The organism is Arthrobacter sp. B2I5, assembly GCF_030816735.1.
Taxonomy (GTDB): Bacteria; Actinomycetota; Actinomycetes; order Actinomycetales; family Micrococcaceae; genus Arthrobacter.
Genome location: NZ_JAUSYF010000001.1, coordinates 2,610,059 through 2,628,857, shown reverse-complemented (window position 1 = coordinate 2,628,857; position 18,799 = coordinate 2,610,059). Strand labels below are relative to the sequence as shown.

16 protein-coding genes are annotated in these 18,799 nt (G+C 67.2%); 11 read left to right on the top strand and 5 right to left on the bottom strand.

Annotated elements, in window-relative coordinates; all coding sequences use genetic code 11:
* The first annotated feature begins 72 nt into the window (after positions 1-72).
* Genes QFZ60_RS12400 through QFZ60_RS12385 form a run of 4 tightly spaced genes read left to right on the top strand, consistent with a single transcriptional unit; the run spans position 73 to position 5,512 of the window.
* Positions 73-2,757 (top strand): bifunctional GNAT family N-acetyltransferase/acetate--CoA ligase family protein, encoded by a 2,685-nt coding sequence (locus QFZ60_RS12400; protein WP_307090762.1) that lies wholly within the window; start codon positions 73-75, stop codon positions 2,755-2,757.
* 41 nt (positions 2,758-2,798) lie between these two features.
* Positions 2,799-3,542, top strand: coding sequence for a DUF5998 family protein (locus QFZ60_RS12395; RefSeq protein ID WP_142121377.1), 744 nt, complete (start codon positions 2,799-2,801; stop codon positions 3,540-3,542).
* A 1-nt stretch (position 3,543) separates the two neighbouring features.
* Positions 3,544-4,782, top strand: coding sequence for an alkaline phosphatase family protein (locus QFZ60_RS12390; protein ID WP_307090761.1), 1,239 nt, complete (start codon positions 3,544-3,546; stop codon positions 4,780-4,782).
* Positions 4,775-5,512 (top strand): thymidine kinase, encoded by a 738-nt coding sequence (locus QFZ60_RS12385; protein WP_307090760.1) that lies wholly within the window; start codon positions 4,775-4,777, stop codon positions 5,510-5,512. Before QFZ60_RS12390 ends, QFZ60_RS12385 begins: the two co-directional genes overlap by 8 nt.
* Positions 5,513-5,568: 56 nt before the next feature.
* Here the strand turns inward: QFZ60_RS12385 and QFZ60_RS12380 are convergent, their stop codons facing one another.
* The 3 genes from QFZ60_RS12380 to QFZ60_RS12370 all read right to left on the bottom strand — a co-directional run bounded on the left by QFZ60_RS12380 (position 5,569) and on the right by QFZ60_RS12370 (position 8,221).
* On the bottom strand, positions 5,569-6,174 hold the full coding sequence (locus QFZ60_RS12380; protein ID WP_307090759.1) for a dihydrofolate reductase family protein: 606 nt from the start codon (positions 6,172-6,174) through the stop codon (positions 5,569-5,571).
* Positions 6,175-6,261: 87 nt separating this feature from the next.
* On the bottom strand, positions 6,262-7,584 hold the full coding sequence (gene sepH, locus QFZ60_RS12375) for a septation protein SepH (protein ID WP_307090758.1): 1,323 nt from the start codon (positions 7,582-7,584) through the stop codon (positions 6,262-6,264).
* A gap of 148 nt (positions 7,585-7,732) precedes the next feature.
* The gene (locus QFZ60_RS12370) at positions 7,733-8,221 is read right to left on the bottom strand and encodes a DUF3093 domain-containing protein (protein ID WP_307090757.1); all 489 of its coding nucleotides are present in this window, start codon (positions 8,219-8,221) and stop codon (positions 7,733-7,735) included.
* A 116-nt stretch (positions 8,222-8,337) separates the two neighbouring features.
* Between QFZ60_RS12370 and dut the strand changes: the two genes are divergently transcribed.
* From dut to QFZ60_RS12350, 4 genes are all read left to right on the top strand, one after another.
* A complete protein-coding gene (dut, locus tag QFZ60_RS12365; RefSeq protein WP_307090756.1) occupies positions 8,338-8,856 on the top strand; it encodes a dUTP diphosphatase in 519 nt (172 codons plus the stop codon).
* A gap of 105 nt (positions 8,857-8,961) precedes the next feature.
* On the top strand, positions 8,962-9,675 hold the full coding sequence (locus tag QFZ60_RS12360) for a DUF3710 domain-containing protein (RefSeq protein ID WP_307090755.1): 714 nt from the start codon (positions 8,962-8,964) through the stop codon (positions 9,673-9,675).
* 76 nt (positions 9,676-9,751) lie between these two features.
* Positions 9,752-10,030, top strand: coding sequence for a hypothetical protein (locus QFZ60_RS12355; protein WP_142121393.1), 279 nt, complete (start codon positions 9,752-9,754; stop codon positions 10,028-10,030).
* Positions 10,027-10,797 carry a DUF3159 domain-containing protein gene (locus QFZ60_RS12350; protein WP_307090753.1) on the top strand — a complete coding sequence of 257 codons (771 nt, stop codon included), beginning with the start codon at positions 10,027-10,029 and terminating at the stop codon, positions 10,795-10,797. Before QFZ60_RS12355 ends, QFZ60_RS12350 begins: the two co-directional genes overlap by 4 nt.
* Before the next feature lie 37 nt (positions 10,798-10,834).
* Here QFZ60_RS12350 and QFZ60_RS12345 read toward each other — a convergent pair whose 3' ends face one another.
* The gene (locus QFZ60_RS12345) at positions 10,835-11,590 is read right to left on the bottom strand and encodes a TrkA family potassium uptake protein (protein ID WP_307090752.1); all 756 of its coding nucleotides are present in this window, start codon (positions 11,588-11,590) and stop codon (positions 10,835-10,837) included.
* Positions 11,587-12,261, bottom strand: a complete 675-nt coding sequence (locus tag QFZ60_RS12340; protein WP_142121399.1) for a TrkA family potassium uptake protein — start codon at positions 12,259-12,261, stop codon at positions 11,587-11,589. Before QFZ60_RS12340 ends, QFZ60_RS12345 begins: the two co-directional genes overlap by 4 nt.
* 118 nt (positions 12,262-12,379) lie before the next feature.
* Here QFZ60_RS12340 and QFZ60_RS12335 point away from each other — a divergent pair, with 118 nt between their 5' ends.
* The 3 genes from QFZ60_RS12335 to QFZ60_RS12325 all read left to right on the top strand — a co-directional run bounded on the left by QFZ60_RS12335 (position 12,380) and on the right by QFZ60_RS12325 (position 18,732).
* Positions 12,380-14,356 carry an APC family permease gene (locus QFZ60_RS12335; protein ID WP_142121401.1) on the top strand — a complete coding sequence of 659 codons (1,977 nt, stop codon included), beginning with the start codon at positions 12,380-12,382 and terminating at the stop codon, positions 14,354-14,356.
* A complete protein-coding gene (locus tag QFZ60_RS12330; protein ID WP_307090751.1) occupies positions 14,353-15,741 on the top strand; it encodes a class I SAM-dependent RNA methyltransferase in 1,389 nt (462 codons plus the stop codon). Before QFZ60_RS12335 ends, QFZ60_RS12330 begins: the two co-directional genes overlap by 4 nt.
* Before the next feature lie 165 nt (positions 15,742-15,906).
* The gene (locus tag QFZ60_RS12325; protein WP_307090750.1) at positions 15,907-18,732 is read left to right on the top strand and encodes an aconitate hydratase; all 2,826 of its coding nucleotides are present in this window, start codon (positions 15,907-15,909) and stop codon (positions 18,730-18,732) included.
* Positions 18,733-18,799 lie beyond the last annotated feature (67 nt).

Below are 18,799 nucleotides of genomic sequence, written 5' to 3'. Positions count from 1 at the left end.
TTTGGTAAATCCTTCTGGGGTTACTGCGCAGCCTTGGGGTGTGCTGCGATAGTTTTTGGCTAGGCTAAGCCTATGGTGGATCAGCCCGGGGACGGCGAATATCCGGAACATTGGGAAGCCGATGTCGTCCTGCGCGACGGCGGGACAGCGCACCTGCGGCCCATCCACCCGTCGGACGCGGACGCGGTGCAGGCCTTCCACACCGGACAGTCGCAGAGTTCAATCTACATGCGCTTCTTTGCCTTCAAGGCAAGGTTGTCCGCCAAGGAGCTCAAGCGCTTCACGGAAGTGGACTACAAGGACCGGGTGGCGTTCGTCATCACCATCCACGGGGAAATCATTGGCATCGGCCGCTACGACCGGCTTTCCGATCCCACCGAGGCAGAGGTCGCCTTCAACATTGCCGACGCCCACCAGGGCAGGGGAATCGGCTCCATCCTGCTGGAGCACCTGGCCGCCGCCGCGCACGAAAACGGGATCCGTAAGTTCACCGCGGAAGTTCTGCCGGAAAACCGCAAGATGCTGATGGTCTTCTCCGACGCCGGTTACGACGTCAAGCGCCACTTCGACGACGGCGTGGTGAGCCTGGAGTTCAACATCGACCCCACCGAGAAATCACGCGCCGTGATGGAATCCCGCGAGCACCGCGCCGAGGCGAGGAGCGTCCGGGAGCTGCTGGCGCCGTCGTCCGTTGCCGTGATCGGTGCCAGCCGCAAGTGGGGCACCGTGGGGTACCAACTGCTCGAGCACATCATCGAGGGCGGCTTCCACGGGTCCGTGTACGCCATCAACCCGGAAGCGCTGGAGCTGGCGGGGATGATGTCGTACGGCAAGCTCTCCGAAGTTCCCGAACCCGTCCAGTTGGCCATCATCGCCGTCCCCTATGAGGAAGTGGCGGGCGTCGTGGCGGAGTGTGCGGCCGCGGGCGTCAAGGGAGTGGTGATCGCCTCGGCAGGCTTCGCGGACGACGGCGGGCGGGGCCTTCTGCGCCAGCGCGCCCTGGTGCGCCAGGCCCGGGCCAACGGGATGCGCGTGATCGGCCCGGCATCGCTGGGCATCGCCAACACCCACCCGGACGTGTCCCTGAACGCCTCGATGGCGCCCACCATGCCGCGGCGCGGCGGCCTGGGTTTGTTCAGCCAGTCGGCGGCCATCGGCGTCTCACTGTACGCCGCCTCCAGCCGGCGCCGGCTGGGGCTGTCCAGCCTCCTCTCGGCGGGCAACAGGGCCGACGTCTCCGGCAACGACATGATGCAGTACTGGGAGGACGACGCCGACACGTCCGCGGTGGGCCTGTATCTGGAATCGATCGGCAACCCGCGCAAGTTCTCCCGCATCGCACGGCGGCTGGCCCGCACCAAGCCGGTCATCGTGGCCAAGTCGGACACCATGGGACTCCGCCTGCCGCCCGGACACGCGGTCCGGACCACGCAGGCGCCGGCCGGGGCGCTGGATGCCATGCTGCGCCAGTCGGGCGTGATTCGGGTGGAAACGGTGGAACAGCTGGTGGACGTGGCCCAGGTGGTGTCAGGGCAGCCCCTGCCCGCAGGACCGGACGTGGCCATCTTCAGCAACTCCCAGGCGCTGGGGAACGTGGTGGCGGACAGCGCCGCAGCGCATGGGCTGGGAGTGGCCCGGGTGGTTTCCGGGCTGGACCTCGATGCCGGCCAGTCGGTGGCACTGCCCGCACTGCGGAAGGCCCTCCTTGACGCCCTGGCCTCGGATACCGTGCATGCCGCCGTCGCCGCGCTGCTTCCGGCCCGCGGGCTGACCGCCGACGCCGTGGCGCAGGTCCTCGCCGAATGTTCGGCCAGTGCCGGGAAACCCGTGGTGGCAGCGTTCACCGGCATCCTGGACCCCGCCATCAACGTGGAAGGCCTGGTGGGGGCGGAGGAGTGCACCGTCCCGTGCTTTTCCAACCCCGGCGCCGCCGTGGCCGCGCTCGCGGCCGTGGTCAGGTACGCGGAGTGGGCGGCCCGGGACCAGGGGCAGTTCGTCGAACCCGCCGGCTGCGACCCCCGGCAGGCGGAGGCCGAACTGGACGTCCTGCTGGGGGACGTCACAGGCGAACAGCTCAAGCAGCTGGACCCCGCCGCGGCTGCTTCCCTGCTGGGGCATTACGGCATCTCCGTCCTGCCCTCCGCCGGGTTCACCACCCCGGATGAGGCCGTGGCGGCAGCAGACGCACTGGGCTGGCCGGTGGTGTTGAAAACCACCGACCCCGCACTGCGGCACCGGCTGGACCTGGGCGGGGTGCGCCTCGGCATCGAGGACGCCCAGTCGCTGCGCCAGAACGTGGAGCAGATGCGGCGGGCGCTCGCCGCCTATGGCGATCCGGTCCTGGAAGTCCAGGCCATGGCGCCCGTGGGGCAGGCCTGTACCTTCCGCGCCATCGAGGATCCGCTGCTGGGCCCTGTCATCTCGTTTGGCCTCGCCGGCGACGCCGTCAACCTCCTGGACGACTGGTCGCACCGGGTACCGCCGCTCTCCGCGGCGGACGTCCATGATTTCGTCCGGGCCCCCAGGGCGTCCCGCAAGCTCTTCGGCTACCAGGGCCTGCCGGCCGTGGACGTGCCGGCGCTGGAGGACCTGGCCGGCCGGCTGGCATGGATGAAGGACAACCACCCGGAGATCGCGCTGGTGGAATTCAACCCTGTTTTGTGCGGCACGTCGGGAATCACCATCCTCGCCGCCGACGTGCGCATCGGCAACGCCGCGCAGCGCACTGACAGTGCGCGCCGGGCCATGCTGGGCTGACGCGGTTAGCAAGTCACCGGACGATCTGTGAAAATGGGGGCATGAGCTTCCAGCCTCCCGCTTCGGCGCCCGAAACGCCCGGCAACGAAAACCAGGCAGTCCGCCAGCACAGCTCACACAACCACGGAATCCAGGGCCAGAGCCTGGAAGATGCGCTGCAGAAGGCCGGGTTCTACCCGCCCCTGGTGTCCGACGTCGTCGATGACGCGCTGGACGGCCGGGACTGCGTGGCCCACCTGGTGCACCTGGAAACCCATTTTGACCGTGCGGAGGTGCGCCGCCACATCACCGTGCTGGTCCTCACCGCGGACATGCTGGTGATCACCCACGTGGACGACCAGCAGCTGGATGAGGCGGGGGAGCAGATCGTCGCACAGATCTCCACCGAGTCCGTCCCCGTGGCCCAGATCCGGTCGGTGGTCCTGAGCTACATGTACGCCCAGCCGCAGAACTACAAGCCTTCGGACCCGGTCCGGGAACTCACCTTGTCCATTGCGTGGTCCGGTGGGCAGCGGCTGGACATGGGTCCGGCCAGCTGCGGCGATCCGCAGTGCGAGGCTGACCACGGCTACACCGGAACCATCGCCCAGGAAGACATCGTGCTGCGCATCAGCGCCGAGGCTGACGGGCTGCAGGCGGTGCAGGACGCCAAGCTCTTCGCCAGGGCCCTGCGCGCGGTCAACACCGGTTCCGCCACTCCCGTTTCCCACGCCCAGTCCATGGCGCCGCGGCCGCGTGCCGGGGTGTTCGGCAACCGGCTCAGCCGCGGGCACCAGCAGCGCTGAGATGCCGGAAGAACGCCCCTCAGCCCTCCAGGAAACCGCAGCCACCGGCCGCACTGCCGACCTTCCAGCCGCACCCGCCTACGGACAGCGTTCCATCGCGGAAGTCCTCACCAGCGCCGCAGCCAGCATCGGCGTGGAGGGCTTCACCAACGCCTTGGGATTCCCGGCCGCATCAAGGGTTTGCATAGTCCTCGCCGACGGACTGGGCCGGAACCTGCTGAAGCAAAAGGCAGCCCATACGCCCTTCCTGCGGTCCGTGATGCAGGCCGGGCAGGGCGAGGTCCCCGTGTGGCTGGATTCCGCCTTCCCCTCCACCACGGCAGCGGCATTGTCCAGCCTTGGGACCGGACTTCCCGCCGGCCAGCACGGCATGGTGGGCTATGACGTCCTGGACCCAGACCAGGACAAGGTGGTCAACCTGCTGGGGAACTGGGATCCGGGTGTTGACCCGGCCGCGTGGCAGCCTTTTCCCACAGTCTTCGAACAAATCGCCGGACAGGTGGATGTCAGCACCGTCAGCCTCGCCCAGTTCGACGGCTCGCCGATGACCCGGGCTGCCCTGCGCGGCGGCAGGTTCATCTCCGGGACCACGGCCCACGCCCGGACTGCCGCCGCCGCCGAGGCCATGGCAGGGTCCGGCCCGTCCCTCATGTACTTCTACGTCAATGAGCTGGACAAGGCAGGCCACCGTTACGGCTGCCGTTCGGAGCAGTGGGAGCACCAGCTGGAAGAGCTCGATGCCACGGTCAAGCGGCTCAACTCCTCGCTCCCCGCCGGGACCACCATTGTGCTCACCGCGGACCACGGAATGCTGGACGTCCCGGAAACCCAGCGGATCGATTTTTCCACCCATCCGGAGCTGGTGGACGGCGTCCGCCACACGGCCGGGGAACCGCGCATGGTGCACCTGTACCTTGAAGAGGCGGACCTGGAAGCTGATGCAGGCGTGCGGGACAGGCTGCTTGCCGCGTGGAAGGCGCGGTTCGGCGACCGGGTCTGGGCCTTCACGCGTGAGGAAGCCATTGCCGGGGGACTCTTTGGTGACGTCCGGCCCGCTGTTGCCGGCAGGATCGGTGACGTGATGATCGCTGCCCGCGACGCCGTCGCGCTTTACGACGGCCGGCGCATGCGGCCCACTGCCATGGAAGTGGTGGGCCAGCACGGCTCGCTGACGAAGGCGGAGCGGGAGGTCCCGCTGCTGTGCTTCACGGCTGAAGGAAGGAACCGCCGGCGTGGCTGAACTCATTTTCTTCTCCGGCACCATGGACTGCGGCAAATCCACCCTGGCGCTGCAGATGGACTACAACCACCGGGCCCGCGGCCGCGGCGGCGTACGCTTCAGCCGCAACGACCGGGCCGGGGAGTCACGGATCTCAAGCCGGCTGGGCCTGGAGACGGACGCCGTGGAGGTGCTGGACAGCACCGACTTCTGGGAGGAAGTGATGCTCCGCCGCACCCAGGGCCGGCGCGTTGACTACCTGATCTGCGACGAAGCGCAGTTCTACACTCCGGAGCAGGTGGAGCAGCTGGCCAAGGTGGTGGACGAAATCGACGTCGACGTTTTTGCCTTCGGCATCACGGCCGACTTCCGCACCCGGCTGTTCCCGGGTTCACAACGGCTCATCGAGCTTGCCGACCGCGTGCAGGTGCTCCAGGTTGAGGCGCTGTGCTGGTGCGGACGGCGCGCCACGCATAACGCCAGGACGGTCGACGGCGTCATGGTCACCGAGGGCGCGCAGGTTGTGGTGGGCGACGTGGACATGGTGGTTGAGGCTGCCGCCGCCCCCAACGCGGAGCATGTGCCGGTAGTGGGCTACGAGACGCTGTGCCGGCGCCACTTCATGCGGCGGGTGACGGCGCACGGTGCCAGCCTGATGGCCCAGCAGGACCAGTTGCTGCCGTTCGATGTGGATGCCTGCCTGTGGCGGGGCTCAGGCGGACCGGGGGAGAGCCCGCGAGATGGCAGTTAACGGCAGTCGTGGCGCGGTGCATTGCCGTTAAGTGTCATCTCGCGCGGCGGTAGCTGCTAACTGACCCTGCGGTAGCGGATGTGGGTTGCCAGCGGCGAGTGGAGCACCTCGACGGGCTCGAAACCGAAGGATTCAACGCCGTCGAAAATCCGTTCCCCTGAACCGAGCAGGACCGGTGCAATGTCGAGGGTGAGCTCGTCAACCACGCCGGCGGCCAGCGCCTGCCGGACTGTCGACGCTCCGCCGGCGATATCCACGCCGTTGTTCCCGGCGGCTTCCCTGGCTGCAGCGTAGGCGGCGTCGAAACCGCCGGTGATGAAGTGGAAGGTAGTCCCGCCCTCCATCTGGATGGGGCCGTGCCGGTGATGCGTCAGAACGAAGACAGGGGCGTGGTACGGCGGTTCGGCGCCCCACCAACCGCTCCATTCCTCATCCCAGTCCCCGCGGATGGGGCCGAACATGTTCCGGCCCATCACATATGCGCCACGCGGGCGCATCAGCCATTCGCTGGCCACCTTGTCGGCATCGTTCGCCCGGGGGTCACCGATGTGCCAGCCATGCAGTTCCAGCCCCCGCCGGCCCAGCGGGTTGTCCCGGCTCTGGTCCGGCCCTGCGACGAAACCGTCCAGCGAGACTGACATGTGGCAGGTTGTGTCCGGCACCGCAAACCTCCTGGGGATGGTGCCTTGCATGCGGCACGTGCTGGGGAGCCTAGCACGTGACCTAAGCCATAAGGGAGCCTGGGCTGGCTAGTCGCTCCGGGTACCGAAAACGATCTCGTCCCAGGACGGCACGCTGGACCGCTTGGGCCGTGCAGGCCGTTCCGGCGCCTCAGTCTCCGGCAGCTGTCCGGTGGAGGGGGCAGCGTCGTCCTGCTTTGCGGCCGGGCGCCGGGGATTGCTGCCGAGCAGTTCATCCAGTCCGGCTCCGCCGGACGTTCCGGGACCTGCCGCGGGAACGGAACCCGAGGGTTTCTGCGGGGACGCCGCAATGGTGATTTCCCTCGTGTCGGTGCTCACGCCGTCGTGAAGCCGCAGCGCATCATCGTGGTTGTCGCGGTGGGGCGGAAGGAGGCTGAGCCTGGACAGCATGGAGGGCCTGGTGTCCCTGCGCCTGATGAAGGACTCGCCCTGGGCTGCCGGCGCATCCTGCTGGTCGTCCTGCGCATCCGGTTCCTCTGCCTCGGGTTCGGCCGGCACCTCGGAAGGGCGGGGATGGGCGGCAGGCACGCCATGCGTGAGCAGCAGCGCCAATGCGTCGTCCGAGTCCTCATCCACGCCCAGCCGCTGGCCGCGCCGTGACCGGAGCATGTCCAGGAGGCCGTCTGACTCCTTGCTGGAATCCTGGACGGGCACCCCCTGGGCGCCGGCTGGCGTCTTGGACGCATCCGCATCCGTCTCGAAATCAAAGGGGCGGTCGGAAACCGCGGTGAGCCGGCGGGCAGGAACGGGTCCGTCCAGCGGCTCAAGCTCGCTCAGTTGCTGCGCCCACCGGTTGGTGTTCTGCAGTGACTTCCGTCCCGGATTGAACGTCCACAGCGCGGGCGGCTCCTCGCCAATGCCAGAGGTGCCGCCGGACTTGGCCTCAAAGCTTGCCGAGACAGTCCATGTACCGTCCTGGCGCCGCCAGGAGTCCCATTCCACTGTTGAGGGATCGATGCCGTGGGCGGACAGGCGGTGGGCCACCATGTCGCCCAAAGTCGCCGGGTTGTCACCGAAAGCGGAGCGGTAGATGTCATGGCCGGGGGAGGGCGCCGCGACTTCGACTTTCCGCGCCTGCTGGGCAACGTATTCGCGCTCCGCGAGGACCGGGCCCTCGTAGCGTTCCACCTTGGCAAGCGGCATCCCGGACAATTCCGCGACGTCCGCCGCCGTTGCCCCGGCACGAATCCGCGCCTGGATGTCCCTGGGGGACATGGGAACGGCAGGCCTTTCCGCCCGCGGCTTGGCCGTGGACCTGCTGGCCGTTCTGAGGGCCTCATCGATCGGCAGCTGGAACATCTCGCCGCCGGCCCCGCTCAACAGGAGATGCGTCCCGTCGTCGTGCACGCCTACAAGCCGTAGATCCTGCATACAAATCCTCCACCCTGGCATTACTATCAATCGAAACTCTGCCATCCGGCGGCGGGGAATTGGCTCAAGGAGCAGGGCGCGCCGTGATTTTCCGCTGGAACCAGGCCGGAAAGGCGTGTTCGGGCGGCTGCCGGGCAGCCAGGCAGCGTCAGCGCCGCGTCAGGGCTGCCGTCAGCTGATCAGGATGGCGGGTCGAGGCCAGCCAATAGGGGGTCCGGTCGGCGGGGTCGGTGATCTCGATCTTCACGACGGGGTCGATCCAGCCCCGGATGCACAGGTAGGCAAGCCCGTTGAGCCGGGTGCCCCGTTCCGCCGTCGCCTCGCCGGCCCTGAACTCCTGTACGGCGCCGACGAAACGGCGCTCAATGGTGGCCCGTCCAACGGTGAGGGTGTCCGCCGTGACCATGATGACGGGGGTGGAAAGAACCAGGAGGACAGCGATGATTGCGAAGAGCACCAATGCGGCGGTGTAGCCCGCCGCCATGCTGATCGGGGCAAAAACCAGGATGCCCGCCGCCGAGACGCCGGCTGCAATAATCCAGATCCAGGCATTCGGCCACAGCTTCTCCCTGTAAATAACAGCCATGCCGGCGGAGGGTGTGCTGGGAACGGACGCAGACGGGCTTGAATCGGGCATAGCCCCAGCTTTCCACCTTTGGCCCGCTATTTCACCTTGGGAGAGGCACCCCCGCCCGGCTTCCGGCCGCGGCTTCCCTAGGAGCGATTTGGGAGCGCGGGTTAGAGTGAGTGACTGTGACTGATCATCCCGCCACGGTAGACCTCGTCCCGGACGCAGCATTGCCCGCCCCTGCAGCTCCCACCCTGCAGGTCCAGTTGAAGATGCTGGATCCGGAGCTGGAGGCGCCGTCCTACGCGCATCCGGGCGACGCGGGCGCAGACCTCCGTGCCCGCGAGGACGTGGTCCTGATGCCCGGGGAGCGCAAACTGGTCCCCACCGGCGTCGCCATCGCTCTTCCTTACGGCTTCGTGGCGCTGATCCACCCCCGGTCCGGCCTGGCCACCAAGCACGGCCTGACGATTGTGAACGCCCCCGGCACCGTTGACGCCGGCTACCGGGGCGAGATCTCGGTAACGCTGCTGAACACCGATTCGTCCCAGCCGATAGAGCTGCGGCGCGGCGATAGAATTGCCCAAATGGTCATCCAGCGGGTGGAGCATGCCCAATTCATTCCTGTCAGCGAACTGAACGGGTCCGTGCGCGGCACGGGCGGCTTCGGCTCCACCGGCGGGTTCAACCTCCCCGGAGCCTGACCTCAGGCTGCACCGCTGCCACACCGGCATGCACGACGGCGGAACCTCCAAAGTTCCGCCGTCAGGTTTCAGGACTGGCACATTTTCGGAATTAAGGAGTCACCCATGGTCTTTGGGTTCGGCAGGAAAGCAAAGAACGAAGAGCCGGCAGAGCCGGCCGATGAGCTCACCGTTGCGGAGGGTGAAGAAAGCCCATCCGCCACCGGCGCCCGCCGCCAGGACGGCCCCTTCGACGAGGCCGAGATCAGCAGCCGCGACGGCTATGTGGACCTCGGAGCCTTGCTGATCACTCCCAGCGAGGGCCTTCAGCTCCGCCTCGAAGTGGAAGAGGCCACGCAGCGGGTGGTGGCAGTGACCCTGGACCTCAACGGCTCCAGCCTTCAGCTGCAGGCCTTCGCGGCGCCCAAGACCGAGACCCTGTGGGACGAGATCCGCGAACAGATCGGCCAGTCGGTGGGTGCGCAGGGCGGCCAGGTTGAAGAGGTGGAAGGGGCTTTCGGCACCGAACTCGTGGCCAAATTGCCCGCGGGGCTTCCGGACGGCAGCCAGGGCTACCGCGTAGCCCGCTTCATCGGCGTCGATGGTCCCCGTTGGTTCCTGCGCGGCGTCCTGGGCGGACCCGCGGCGTTGGAGCGCGCCGCCGCGGAACCGCTGGAGGCACTGTTCCGGCAGGTGGTGGTGGTCCGCGGCGACAGTCCGATGCCGCCGCGCGACCTCCTGCAGCTGAGGCTGCCCAAGGACGCATCCGCCACTCCTCCGCCCGCCGCGCCCACCCTGGAGGAGCCCGAACGTGGTCCCGAAATTACCCAGATCGGCTGAGCCTCCCCACGACCACCCGGTCCATGCATCCGGCGGGCTTACCCCGCTGGGGCAACTTCCGGACAAGGGACGCGTCATGTGCCAGGGGCACGTCGAATCAGTGACGTTCGTCCCCGCCGACCGGAACCCCGAATTCAGTGCCATCCTTTCCGAGGACGACGCCGATCGTCCCGCCACTGGTCCGAGGCGGGGCAGGCCCCCGCGCCTCCGCGTCGTCTGGCTGGGCCGCCACCGTGTGCCCGGCATCGAAGCAGGCGCACAGATCCGGGTTGAGGGGATGCTGGCCCGGGGCAAAGACATGCCCACCATCTTCAATCCCCGCTACGAGATACTGTCCCGCCAGGAGCACGAATGACCGCCCAAGAGCCCGAACAACAGCCCTCCGGTCCTGCCCGGCCGGGCGGAGCACAGGAGGGCACGCCGCAGGCTCACGGTCCATCCCCGGTTGCCGGCCTCGCCGCAGAATACGCCGCAAAGGCCGGGCTCCGCCGCACCCACGATGGCCGGGTGGACGTCCTGCGCAGCGCCGGGGGAGTGCAGGGCATTGCCGAGAGCATCGTTCCCGGCCTCGTGTTCCTGGTGGCGTTCACCATCACCCGCGAGCTCACGTTGTCGCTGGTGGCAGCCCTGGCATCCGCGGCCGTGTTCACCGTTGTCCGCCTGATGCAGCGGCGCCCCCTCACCCAGGCCCTGGCGGGCGTGGTGGGCGTGGGCATTTCCGCCTGGCTGGCCAACACCACCGGCAAGGCCGAGGACTTCTACCTGCCCGGCTTCTTCACGAACGCTGCCTACATCCTGGCCATGGTCATCTCAATTGCGGTCAAGTGGCCGGTGGCCGGGCTCCTCTTCGGTTTCATCCGCAACGAAGGGGTGGAGTGGCGCAAGGACCCTGACCGGGTCAGGGCGTACCGCCTGGGCACCTGGATCATCGTGGCTGTCCTGGCGCTGCGGCTCATCGTGCAGGTGCCCCTCTACCTGATGGGAACGGACGGACTGGCTGCCCTCGCCACCACCCGCCTCATCATGGGGGCGCCGCTGTACATCCTCGGTGTCTGGGTAGCCTGGCTGGTGACCCGGCCTGCTCCGGCGGAACCTGAAGCCGGCGCAGACCAGACCGCGTGACGCCCAGGTGCGCCGCTGCACGGGTGCGGCGGCGGACCTAGCCGTCGAATCCGTCGTCGTCCTGAGCATGTCCGTGGCTGCCGGCGGCAGCGGGCTGGGCACTCTCCGCAGCCTCACCGGTCTCGATGCTGCCGGGGGCGGAGGAGAGCAGCTCCCGGAGTCCGTCCTCAGCGGCGATGGTGGTGACGAAGAAGAGCTCGTCGCCGCCGTCGATCACGTCGTCCCGGCTGGGCGTGATGGGTGCCTGGTCCCGCAGGATCGCCACCAGCGTGGCGTCCTCCGGCCAGTGGATGTCGCCTACGGTCATGCCGATGACGTGGGAATCGTGCGGAACGGTGAATTCCACCAGGGACGCCACTCCGGTCTGAAGCGTCAGGAGGCGGACCAGGTCGCCGATCTCCACCGCCTCCTCCACCAGGGCGGTCATCAGCTGCGGGGTGTTCACGGCCACGTCGACGCCCCACGAATCATTGAACATCCAGTCGTTCTTCGGGTTGTTCACCCGGCCAACGGTGCGGCCAACCCCAAACTCGGTCTTGGCCAGCAGGGACACCACCAGGTTCACCTTGTCGTCGCCGGTGGCGGAGACCACCACGTCGGCATCCTCCACCTTGGCACCCTGAAGCGTGGAGAGCTCGCAGGCGTCCCCCACCAGCCAATGGGCGCCCCGCAGGCCGCTGCGTCCGATCACCTCGGGTTTGAGGTCGATCAGGAGGATCTCATGCTTGTGCGCCAGCAGCTCCCTGGCGATGGACGATCCGACGCTGCCCGCGCCGACAATAACAACTTTCACTGGTACTCCTTGGCGGGGGCTTTGGCGAGGATCTGTGCGATCTGGGCGCTGCGGTCCACCTGCAGCATGGCGTGCACGGTGTCGCCGTCCTGGTACGCGGTCCCGGCGTCGGGCAGCAGGCCCTCGCCGAAGCGGGTCAGGTACGCCACGCGGACATCGGCAGCCTTCTCAATGCTGCTGACGCGGTGCCCGATCCAGCCGGCATCGAGTTCCAGTTCGGCCAGGACCAGGCGTCCGGAGGGTTCGCGGAAGTCGCCCGCGAGGTGCTGTTCGGGAAGGATGCGGCGCAGCACCTGGTCGGCACTCCACCGGACAGCGGCCACCGTGGGAATGCCCAGGCGCTGGTAGATCTCTGCCCGTCCAGGGTCGTAGATCCTGGCGACGACGTGAGGTACGTGGAAGGTCTCACGGGCCACCCGGGTGGCCAGGATGTTGGAGTTGTCACCGCTGGAGACTGCGGCGAAGGCGTAGGCCTCACCCACCCCCGCCTGCTTGAGGGTGTCCCGGTCAAAGCCGACTCCGGTGACTTTCCGTCCGGTGAATCCCTGGCGGAGCCGGCGGAAGGCGCGGTCGTCCTGGTCGATGATGGCCACGGAATGCCCGGCATCCTCCAGCGTGTGCGCCAGCGTTGCCCCCACCCGGCCACATCCCATGATCACGAAATGCGCCACCGTATCTCCTCCATATGTAAGTCAGGATCGTGCAGCTAGAACTCTACCGGCATGGCCCTTGTGAGGCCTGGCCCGGAGCCGTCATGACATCGTCCGCGATTCAGACTAGCTTTGTGGGGTGTTGACAATACTGAACGCCGTCAAACGCGTGCTGGTGGGACGGCCGTTCCGGAACGACCGGCTGGCCCATACCCTGCTTCCCAAGAAGATCGCTCTGCCGATCTTCGCCTCCGACGCCCTTTCCTCCGTAGCCTACGCGCCGGACGAGATCCTCCTGACCCTTGCCTTGGCAGGCGTCAGCGCCGTTGCTATCTCGCCGCTGGTGGGCCTGGCCGTGATGGTGGTGCTGCTGACCGTCGTCGCGTCCTACCGGCAAAACGTCCACGCGTACCCATCAGGCGGCGGCGACTACGAGATCGCGAACGTGAACCTGGGCAAGTACGCCGGCCTGACGGTGGCCTCGGCCCTCCTGGTGGACTACGTCCTGACCGTGGCCGTGTCCATGTCCTCGGCAGCCGCGTACCTCACCACTGCCGTACCATCGCTGCACGGTGAGCAGGCCGTCATCGCCACTATCGGCGTCGTCATCCTTGCCCTGGTCAACCTGCGCGGCATCAAGGAAGCGGGCAGTGTCTTCGCTGTCCCCACCTACATCTTCATGGCATCCATCCTGGGCATGACCGCAGTAGGCGTGTTCCAGGCCGCAACGGGGCAGTTGGGGGAGGCACCGTCCGCGGCCTTCACCATCGTCCCGGCCGAGGGCTTCGACCAGGGCCTCGTGGGCCTGGCCGGTGCCTTCCTGCTGCTCCGGGCCTTCTCCTCCGGAGCCGCGGCGCTCACAGGCGTGGAAGCAATCAGCAACGGTGTGCCGAACTTCCAGCACCCCAAGAGCAAGAATGCGGCCACCACCCTGCTGCTCCTGGGCATGATCGGCGCGGCCATGCTCGCCGGCATCATCTACCTGGCCAACGCCACCAAAGTCCACATCGTGCTGGACCCCGCCACGGAATTCCTGCTGAACGGGAATCCGCTGCCGGAGGGATACGTCCAGAACCCCGCCATCAGCCAGATCGCCCAGACCATCTTCGGCGCGGGCAGCATCCCCTTCTACATCGTGGTGGCCGCCACCGGCGTCATCCTGGTGTTCGCATCCAACACAGCCTTCAACGGCTTCCCGGTCCTGGGGTCCATCCTGGCGCAGGACGGCTACCTGCCCCGCCAGCTCCGGACCCGCGGCGACAGGCTCGCGTTCAGCAACGGCGTGCTGGCCCTCGCGGCAGGCGCCCTGGTGCTCATCATCTCGTTCGACGCGGACGTCACCAAGCTCATCCAGCTCTACATTGTGGGAGTCTTCATCTCCTTCACCCTCAGCCAGCTCGGCATGATCCGGCACTGGGGGCGCGAGCTGAAGCTCGCCAAGGACAAGGCCGTCCGGCGCCGGATGATGAAGTCCCGCACCATTAACAGCATCGGCTTCGGCATGACCGCGCTGGTGCTGGTCATTGTCCTGATCACCAAGTTCGAGCAGGGCGCCTGGATTGCCCTGCTGGCCATGTTCATCCTGTTCCTGATCATGTGGAGCATCCGGGCGCACTACGACAACGTGGCCAAGGAACTTGCGGTGGACGAGGACTCCTCGCCCCGGGCCCTGCCCACCCGGGTGCACGCCGTCCTGCTGGTGTCGCACGTCCGCAAGCCCGTCCTGCGCGCCCTGGCCTACGCCCGCGCGTCCAGGCCCTCCCGGCTGGACGCCATCACTGTGGACATCGACCAGGAGGAAACGGCGCACACCATCGCCGACTGGGAAAAGCTTGAAATCCCCGTCCCGCTGACCGTCCTCGCCAGCCCCTACCGTGAGACCGTCACGCCCATCATGGACTACATCAAGCAGATGCGCCTGGACTCCCCGCGGGACCTCATCGTGGTCTACATTCCGGAATACGTAGTGGGCAAGTGGTGGGAGCAGCTGGTGCACAACCAAACCGCACTGCGCATCAAGACCCGCCTGCACTTTGAACCGGGCGTCATGGTGGCCAGCGTTCCCTGGCAGCTCAAATCATCCGAAGAAGCCAAGAACCTCCAGGACGTGCAGTGACCACAGGAACTTCCGCCAATGCCCCGCAGGCACCCGAGGCCGCCGGCCATGCAGGCGAAGAGGTGGTCCTCGACGTCGGGCCCGTGGCGCATGGCGGGCACTGTGTGGCCCGCCACGGCGGCAGGGTGGTCTTTGTCCGGCACGCCATTCCGGGGGAAAAAGTCCGGGTCCGGCTCACCGACGCAGGAGACGACGCGAAGTTCTGGCGGGCGGATGTCATCGAGGTGCTTGAGGCTTCCCCGGACCGGGTGGAGCACTTTTGGCGCCCGGCGGATTCCCCCCGGGCATGGAGCCATGGCCATCCGCCGGTGGGAGGTGCCGAGTTCGGGCACATGACGCTGGCAAGGCAGCGCAGCCTGAAGGCGGACGTCCTGGCAGAACAGCTCACGCGCCTGGCCGGTTTTGAGCAGGTGCCGCCCGTCTGGACCGGCGGCGTGGAAGCCGTGGGGGAGAACCAAGACGGCGGCAGGGGGCTTGGGTGGCGCACCCGGGCCAGCTTTTCGGTCACCCCCGGCGGCAGGCTGGGCATGCACGCGCACCGCTCCAACGACATCATCCCGGTTCGGGAGATGCCCCTGGCCAGCGGCGCCATCAACGCGCTGCGCTTGTGGGACCTGGACCTCCAGGGCATCGAGCGGGTCGAGGTGGCCGCCCCGGCCAACGGGTCGCGGCCCCTGGTGCTCCTGGCCCCGGCACCCGGAACCAAGGACAAACGGCTGCGGGCAATCGCTGCGGGAGTGCCGGAGGACGCCTCGGTGGCGGCCTTTGATCCGCTGACGGGCAGTGTGACGCAGCTCCGGGGGCGGACCTGGGTACAGGAATCCGCCGTGGGCCACGACTACCGGGTCACCGGGGAGGGCTTCTGGCAGATCCACCGCGACGCGCCCGGGACGCTTGTGGGGGCTGTCACAGAATTCCTGCGGGAGGGCGACTTCCTCCACGCCGGGGCCGTGGTTGCCGACCTCTACGCGGGCGCCGGCCTCTTCACCGCAGTTCTGGCCGACGCCGTGGGGGAGACGGGGTCCGTGCTGTCGGTCGAGGGGGCGCCGGGAACCAGCCGCGACGCCCGGAAGAACCTGCATTCAGCACCGCAGGTGGAGGTGGTCCAGGGCCGCGTGGAACGGGTCCTGCGCCAGAAGCCGCGGAATTTCGACGCCCTGCTCCTTGACCCGCCCCGGGCCGGAGCCGGGAAAGCCGTTGTTGGCCAGCTCGTCGCGTCGCAGCCCCGGGCCATTGCCTACGTGTCCTGCGACCCGGCGTCGTTTGCCCGTGACCTGGGTTACTTCCGCCGCTCAGGGTGGGACCTGGCCGGACTCCGGGCCTTCGACGTGTACCCCCACACCCACCACCTCGAGACAGTGGCACTGCTGACTCCGGCTCCATGATGCCGCGGGGGTTTTGGACTACGATGGCCGTAGTAGTCCCACGTCGCGCCCGTAATCTCGGCCGGCCGTGTGCAATTTTCGGGCCCTGTAACTACTTAGGGCGTCCTAACTAGCAGGCGGTCAACCGCGCGACAAAGATGAAACTGTTGCGAGAGGAGTCCTGCGATGAGCACTGTGGACAGCTTCGGTTCAAAAGGCAAACTTAATGTAGCCGGAACCGAATACGAAATTTTCCGGTTGAACTCCGTTGAAGGTGCAGAAGCCCTTCCGTTCAGCCTCAAGGTATTGCTTGAAAACCTGTTGAGGACAGAGGACGGCGCGAACATCACTGCCGATCACGTCCGCGCTTTGGCAGGCTGGGATCCGAATGCGGAGCCCGATACAGAAATCCAGTTCACGCCGGCACGCGTGATTATGCAGGACTTCACCGGCGTTCCCTGCGTGGTTGACCTTGCCACCATGCGTGAAGCGGTCAAGGACCTGGGCGGGGACCCCAAGCGGGTCAACCCGCTGGCACCGGCCGAAATGGTCATCGACCACTCGGTGCAGATCGATGCCTTCGGCAACTCCGGCGCACTGGAGCGCAACATGGAGATCGAATACCAGCGCAACGGTGAGCGCTACCAGTTCCTGCGCTGGGGCCAGACCGCGTTCGACGACTTCAAGGTGGTTCCCCCGGGAACCGGCATTGTGCACCAGGTCAACATTGAATACCTGGCCCGCACCGTGATGACCCGCGAAGTGGACGGTGCGCTCCGCGCCTACCCCGACACCTGCGTCGGTACCGACTCCCACACCACCATGGTCAATGGCCTGGGCGTGCTGGGCTGGGGCGTGGGCGGCATTGAAGCCGAGGCGGCAATGCTCGGCCAGCCCGTCTCCATGCTGATTCCGCGCGTCGTTGGCTTCAAGCTCAGCGGCAGCATCCCCGCCGGCGCCACCGCAACCGACGTGGTGCTGACCATCACCGAAATGCTGCGCAAGCACGGCGTCGTGGGCAAGTTCGTCGAATTCTATGGCGAAGGTGTTGCAGCGGTGCCGCTGGCCAACCGCGCCACGATCGGCAACATGAGCCCCGAGTTCGGTTCCACCGCCGCCATGTTCCCCATCGACGACGTCACCCTTGACTACCTGCGCCTGACTGGCCGGTCCGAGCAGAACGTCGCCCTCGTGGAGGCGTACGCCAAGGAACAGGGCCTGTGGCACGACGCGTCCCGCGACATCAAGTTCTCGGAGTACCTGGAACTGGACCTGTCCACCGTTGTTCCGTCCATCGCCGGCCCCAAGCGCCCTCAGGACCGCATTGAGCTGACCGAGGCCAAGGACGAGTTCCGCCACGACCTGCTCAACTACGTCTCGCACGACGCCAACGCAGGCACCCTGGACGAGTCCCTCGAAGAGACCTTCCCGGCCTCCGATGCGCCGTCCTTCACCTCCGGCGGAACCCACGTCTCCGACACCGACCGCGAACCGCCGAAGTACTCGGCGGCACACGGCGGTGCCGGGCGCATCTCCAGCCCGGTCCCCGTGAAGATGGCTGACGGCCGCGAGTTCGAGCTGGACCACGGCGCGGTCACCATCGCGTCCATCACGTCCTGCACCAACACCTCCAACCCCTCGGTCATGCTCGCCGCCGCCGTCCTGGCGCGCAATGCCGTCGAAAAGGGCCTGACTGCCAAGCCGTGGGTCAAGACCTCCGTCGCCCCGGGCTCCAAGGTTGTTACTGACTACTACGAGAAGTCAGGCCTGACCCCCTACCTGGAGAAGCTCGGCTTCTACATCGTGGGCTACGGCTGCGCCACCTGCATCGGCAACTCCGGTCCGCTGGAAGCCGAGATCTCCGAGGCCATCCAGGCCAACGACCTCGCCGTCAGCGCCGTCCTGTCCGGCAACCGCAACTTCGAAGGCCGCATCAACCCGGACGTCAAGATGAACTACCTGGCCTCCCCGCCGCTGGTCATCGCCTACGCCCTGGCCGGTTCCATGGACTTCGACTTCGAGACCGACCCGCTCGGCAAGGATGAGGCCGGCAACGACGTCTTCCTGAAGGACATCTGGCCCAACCCGGTGGAGGTCCAGCAGGTCATCGATTCCTCGATCGACAAGGAAATGTTCGCCAAGGGCTACGAGGGCGTCTTCGACGGCGACGACCGTTGGAAGGCCCTGGACACCCCGGCCGGCGACACCTTCGCCTGGGATCCGAACTCCACCTACGTCCGGAAGCCCCCGTACTTCGAGGGCATGCAGGCGAAGCCGGAGCCGGTCAAGGACATCACGGGCGCCCGCGTGCTGCTGAAGCTCGGCGACTCCGTCACCACCGACCACATCTCCCCGGCCGGTTCGTTCAAGTCCGACACCCCCGCCGGCCAGTACCTGCTGGCCAACGGCGTGGAGCGGAAGGACTTCAACTCCTACGGCTCACGGCGTGGCAACCACGAGGTGATGATCCGCGGTACGTTCGCGAACATCCGCATCAAGAACCAGCTCCTGGACGGCGTTGAGGGCGGCTTCACCCGCGACTTCACCCAGGCTGACGGCCCGCAGGCCTACGTCTACGACGCCGCGCAGAACTACCAGGCAGCCGGCACGCCGCTGGTGGTCCTGGCCGGCAAGGAGTACGGTTCCGGTTCGTCCCGTGACTGGGCCGCCAAGGGCACCGCCCTGCTGGGCGTCAAGGCCGTCATCGCCGAGAGCTACGAGCGCATCCACCGCTCCAACCTCATCGGCATGGGCGTCCTGCCGCTGCAGTTCCCGGCCGGCGAGAACGCCGCCAGCCTGGGCCTGACCGGCACGGAAACGTTCTCGGTTGAGGGCGTCACTGCCCTGAACGAGGGCACCACGCCCAAGACGCTGAAGGTCACCACCACCGCGGAGGACGGCTCCTCGAAGTCGTTCGACGCCGTCCTGCGCATCGATACCCCGGGTGAAGCGGACTACTACCGCAACGGCGGCATCCTGCAGTACGTGCTGCGCCAGATCTCCGCGAACTAGCGGTTTCTGCCCAGCAGCAACATCCTCCCGAAGCCCCGGCCGGTCACCGACCAGCCGGGGCTTCGGC

Bases quoted from the DNA above. Each gene is read 5' to 3' on its own strand.
- QFZ60_RS12400 (WP_307090762.1), top strand. From the start codon at position 73: ATGGTGGATCAGCCCGGGGACGGCGAATATCCGGAACATTGGGAAGCC.
- QFZ60_RS12395 (WP_142121377.1), top strand. From the start codon at position 2,799: ATGAGCTTCCAGCCTCCCGCTTCGGCGCCCGAAACGCCCGGCAACGAA.
- QFZ60_RS12390 (WP_307090761.1), top strand. From the start codon at position 3,544: ATGCCGGAAGAACGCCCCTCAGCCCTCCAGGAAACCGCAGCCACCGGC.
- sepH (WP_307090758.1), bottom strand. From the start codon at position 7,584: ATGCAGGATCTACGGCTTGTAGGCGTGCACGACGACGGGACGCATCTC.
- QFZ60_RS12370 (WP_307090757.1), bottom strand. From the start codon at position 8,221: ATGCCCGATTCAAGCCCGTCTGCGTCCGTTCCCAGCACACCCTCCGCC.
- QFZ60_RS12360 (WP_307090755.1), top strand. From the start codon at position 8,962: ATGGTCTTTGGGTTCGGCAGGAAAGCAAAGAACGAAGAGCCGGCAGAG.
- QFZ60_RS12355 (WP_142121393.1), top strand. From the start codon at position 9,752: ATGTGCCAGGGGCACGTCGAATCAGTGACGTTCGTCCCCGCCGACCGG.
- QFZ60_RS12350 (WP_307090753.1), top strand. From the start codon at position 10,027: ATGACCGCCCAAGAGCCCGAACAACAGCCCTCCGGTCCTGCCCGGCCG.
- QFZ60_RS12325 (WP_307090750.1), top strand. From the start codon at position 15,907: ATGAGCACTGTGGACAGCTTCGGTTCAAAAGGCAAACTTAATGTAGCC.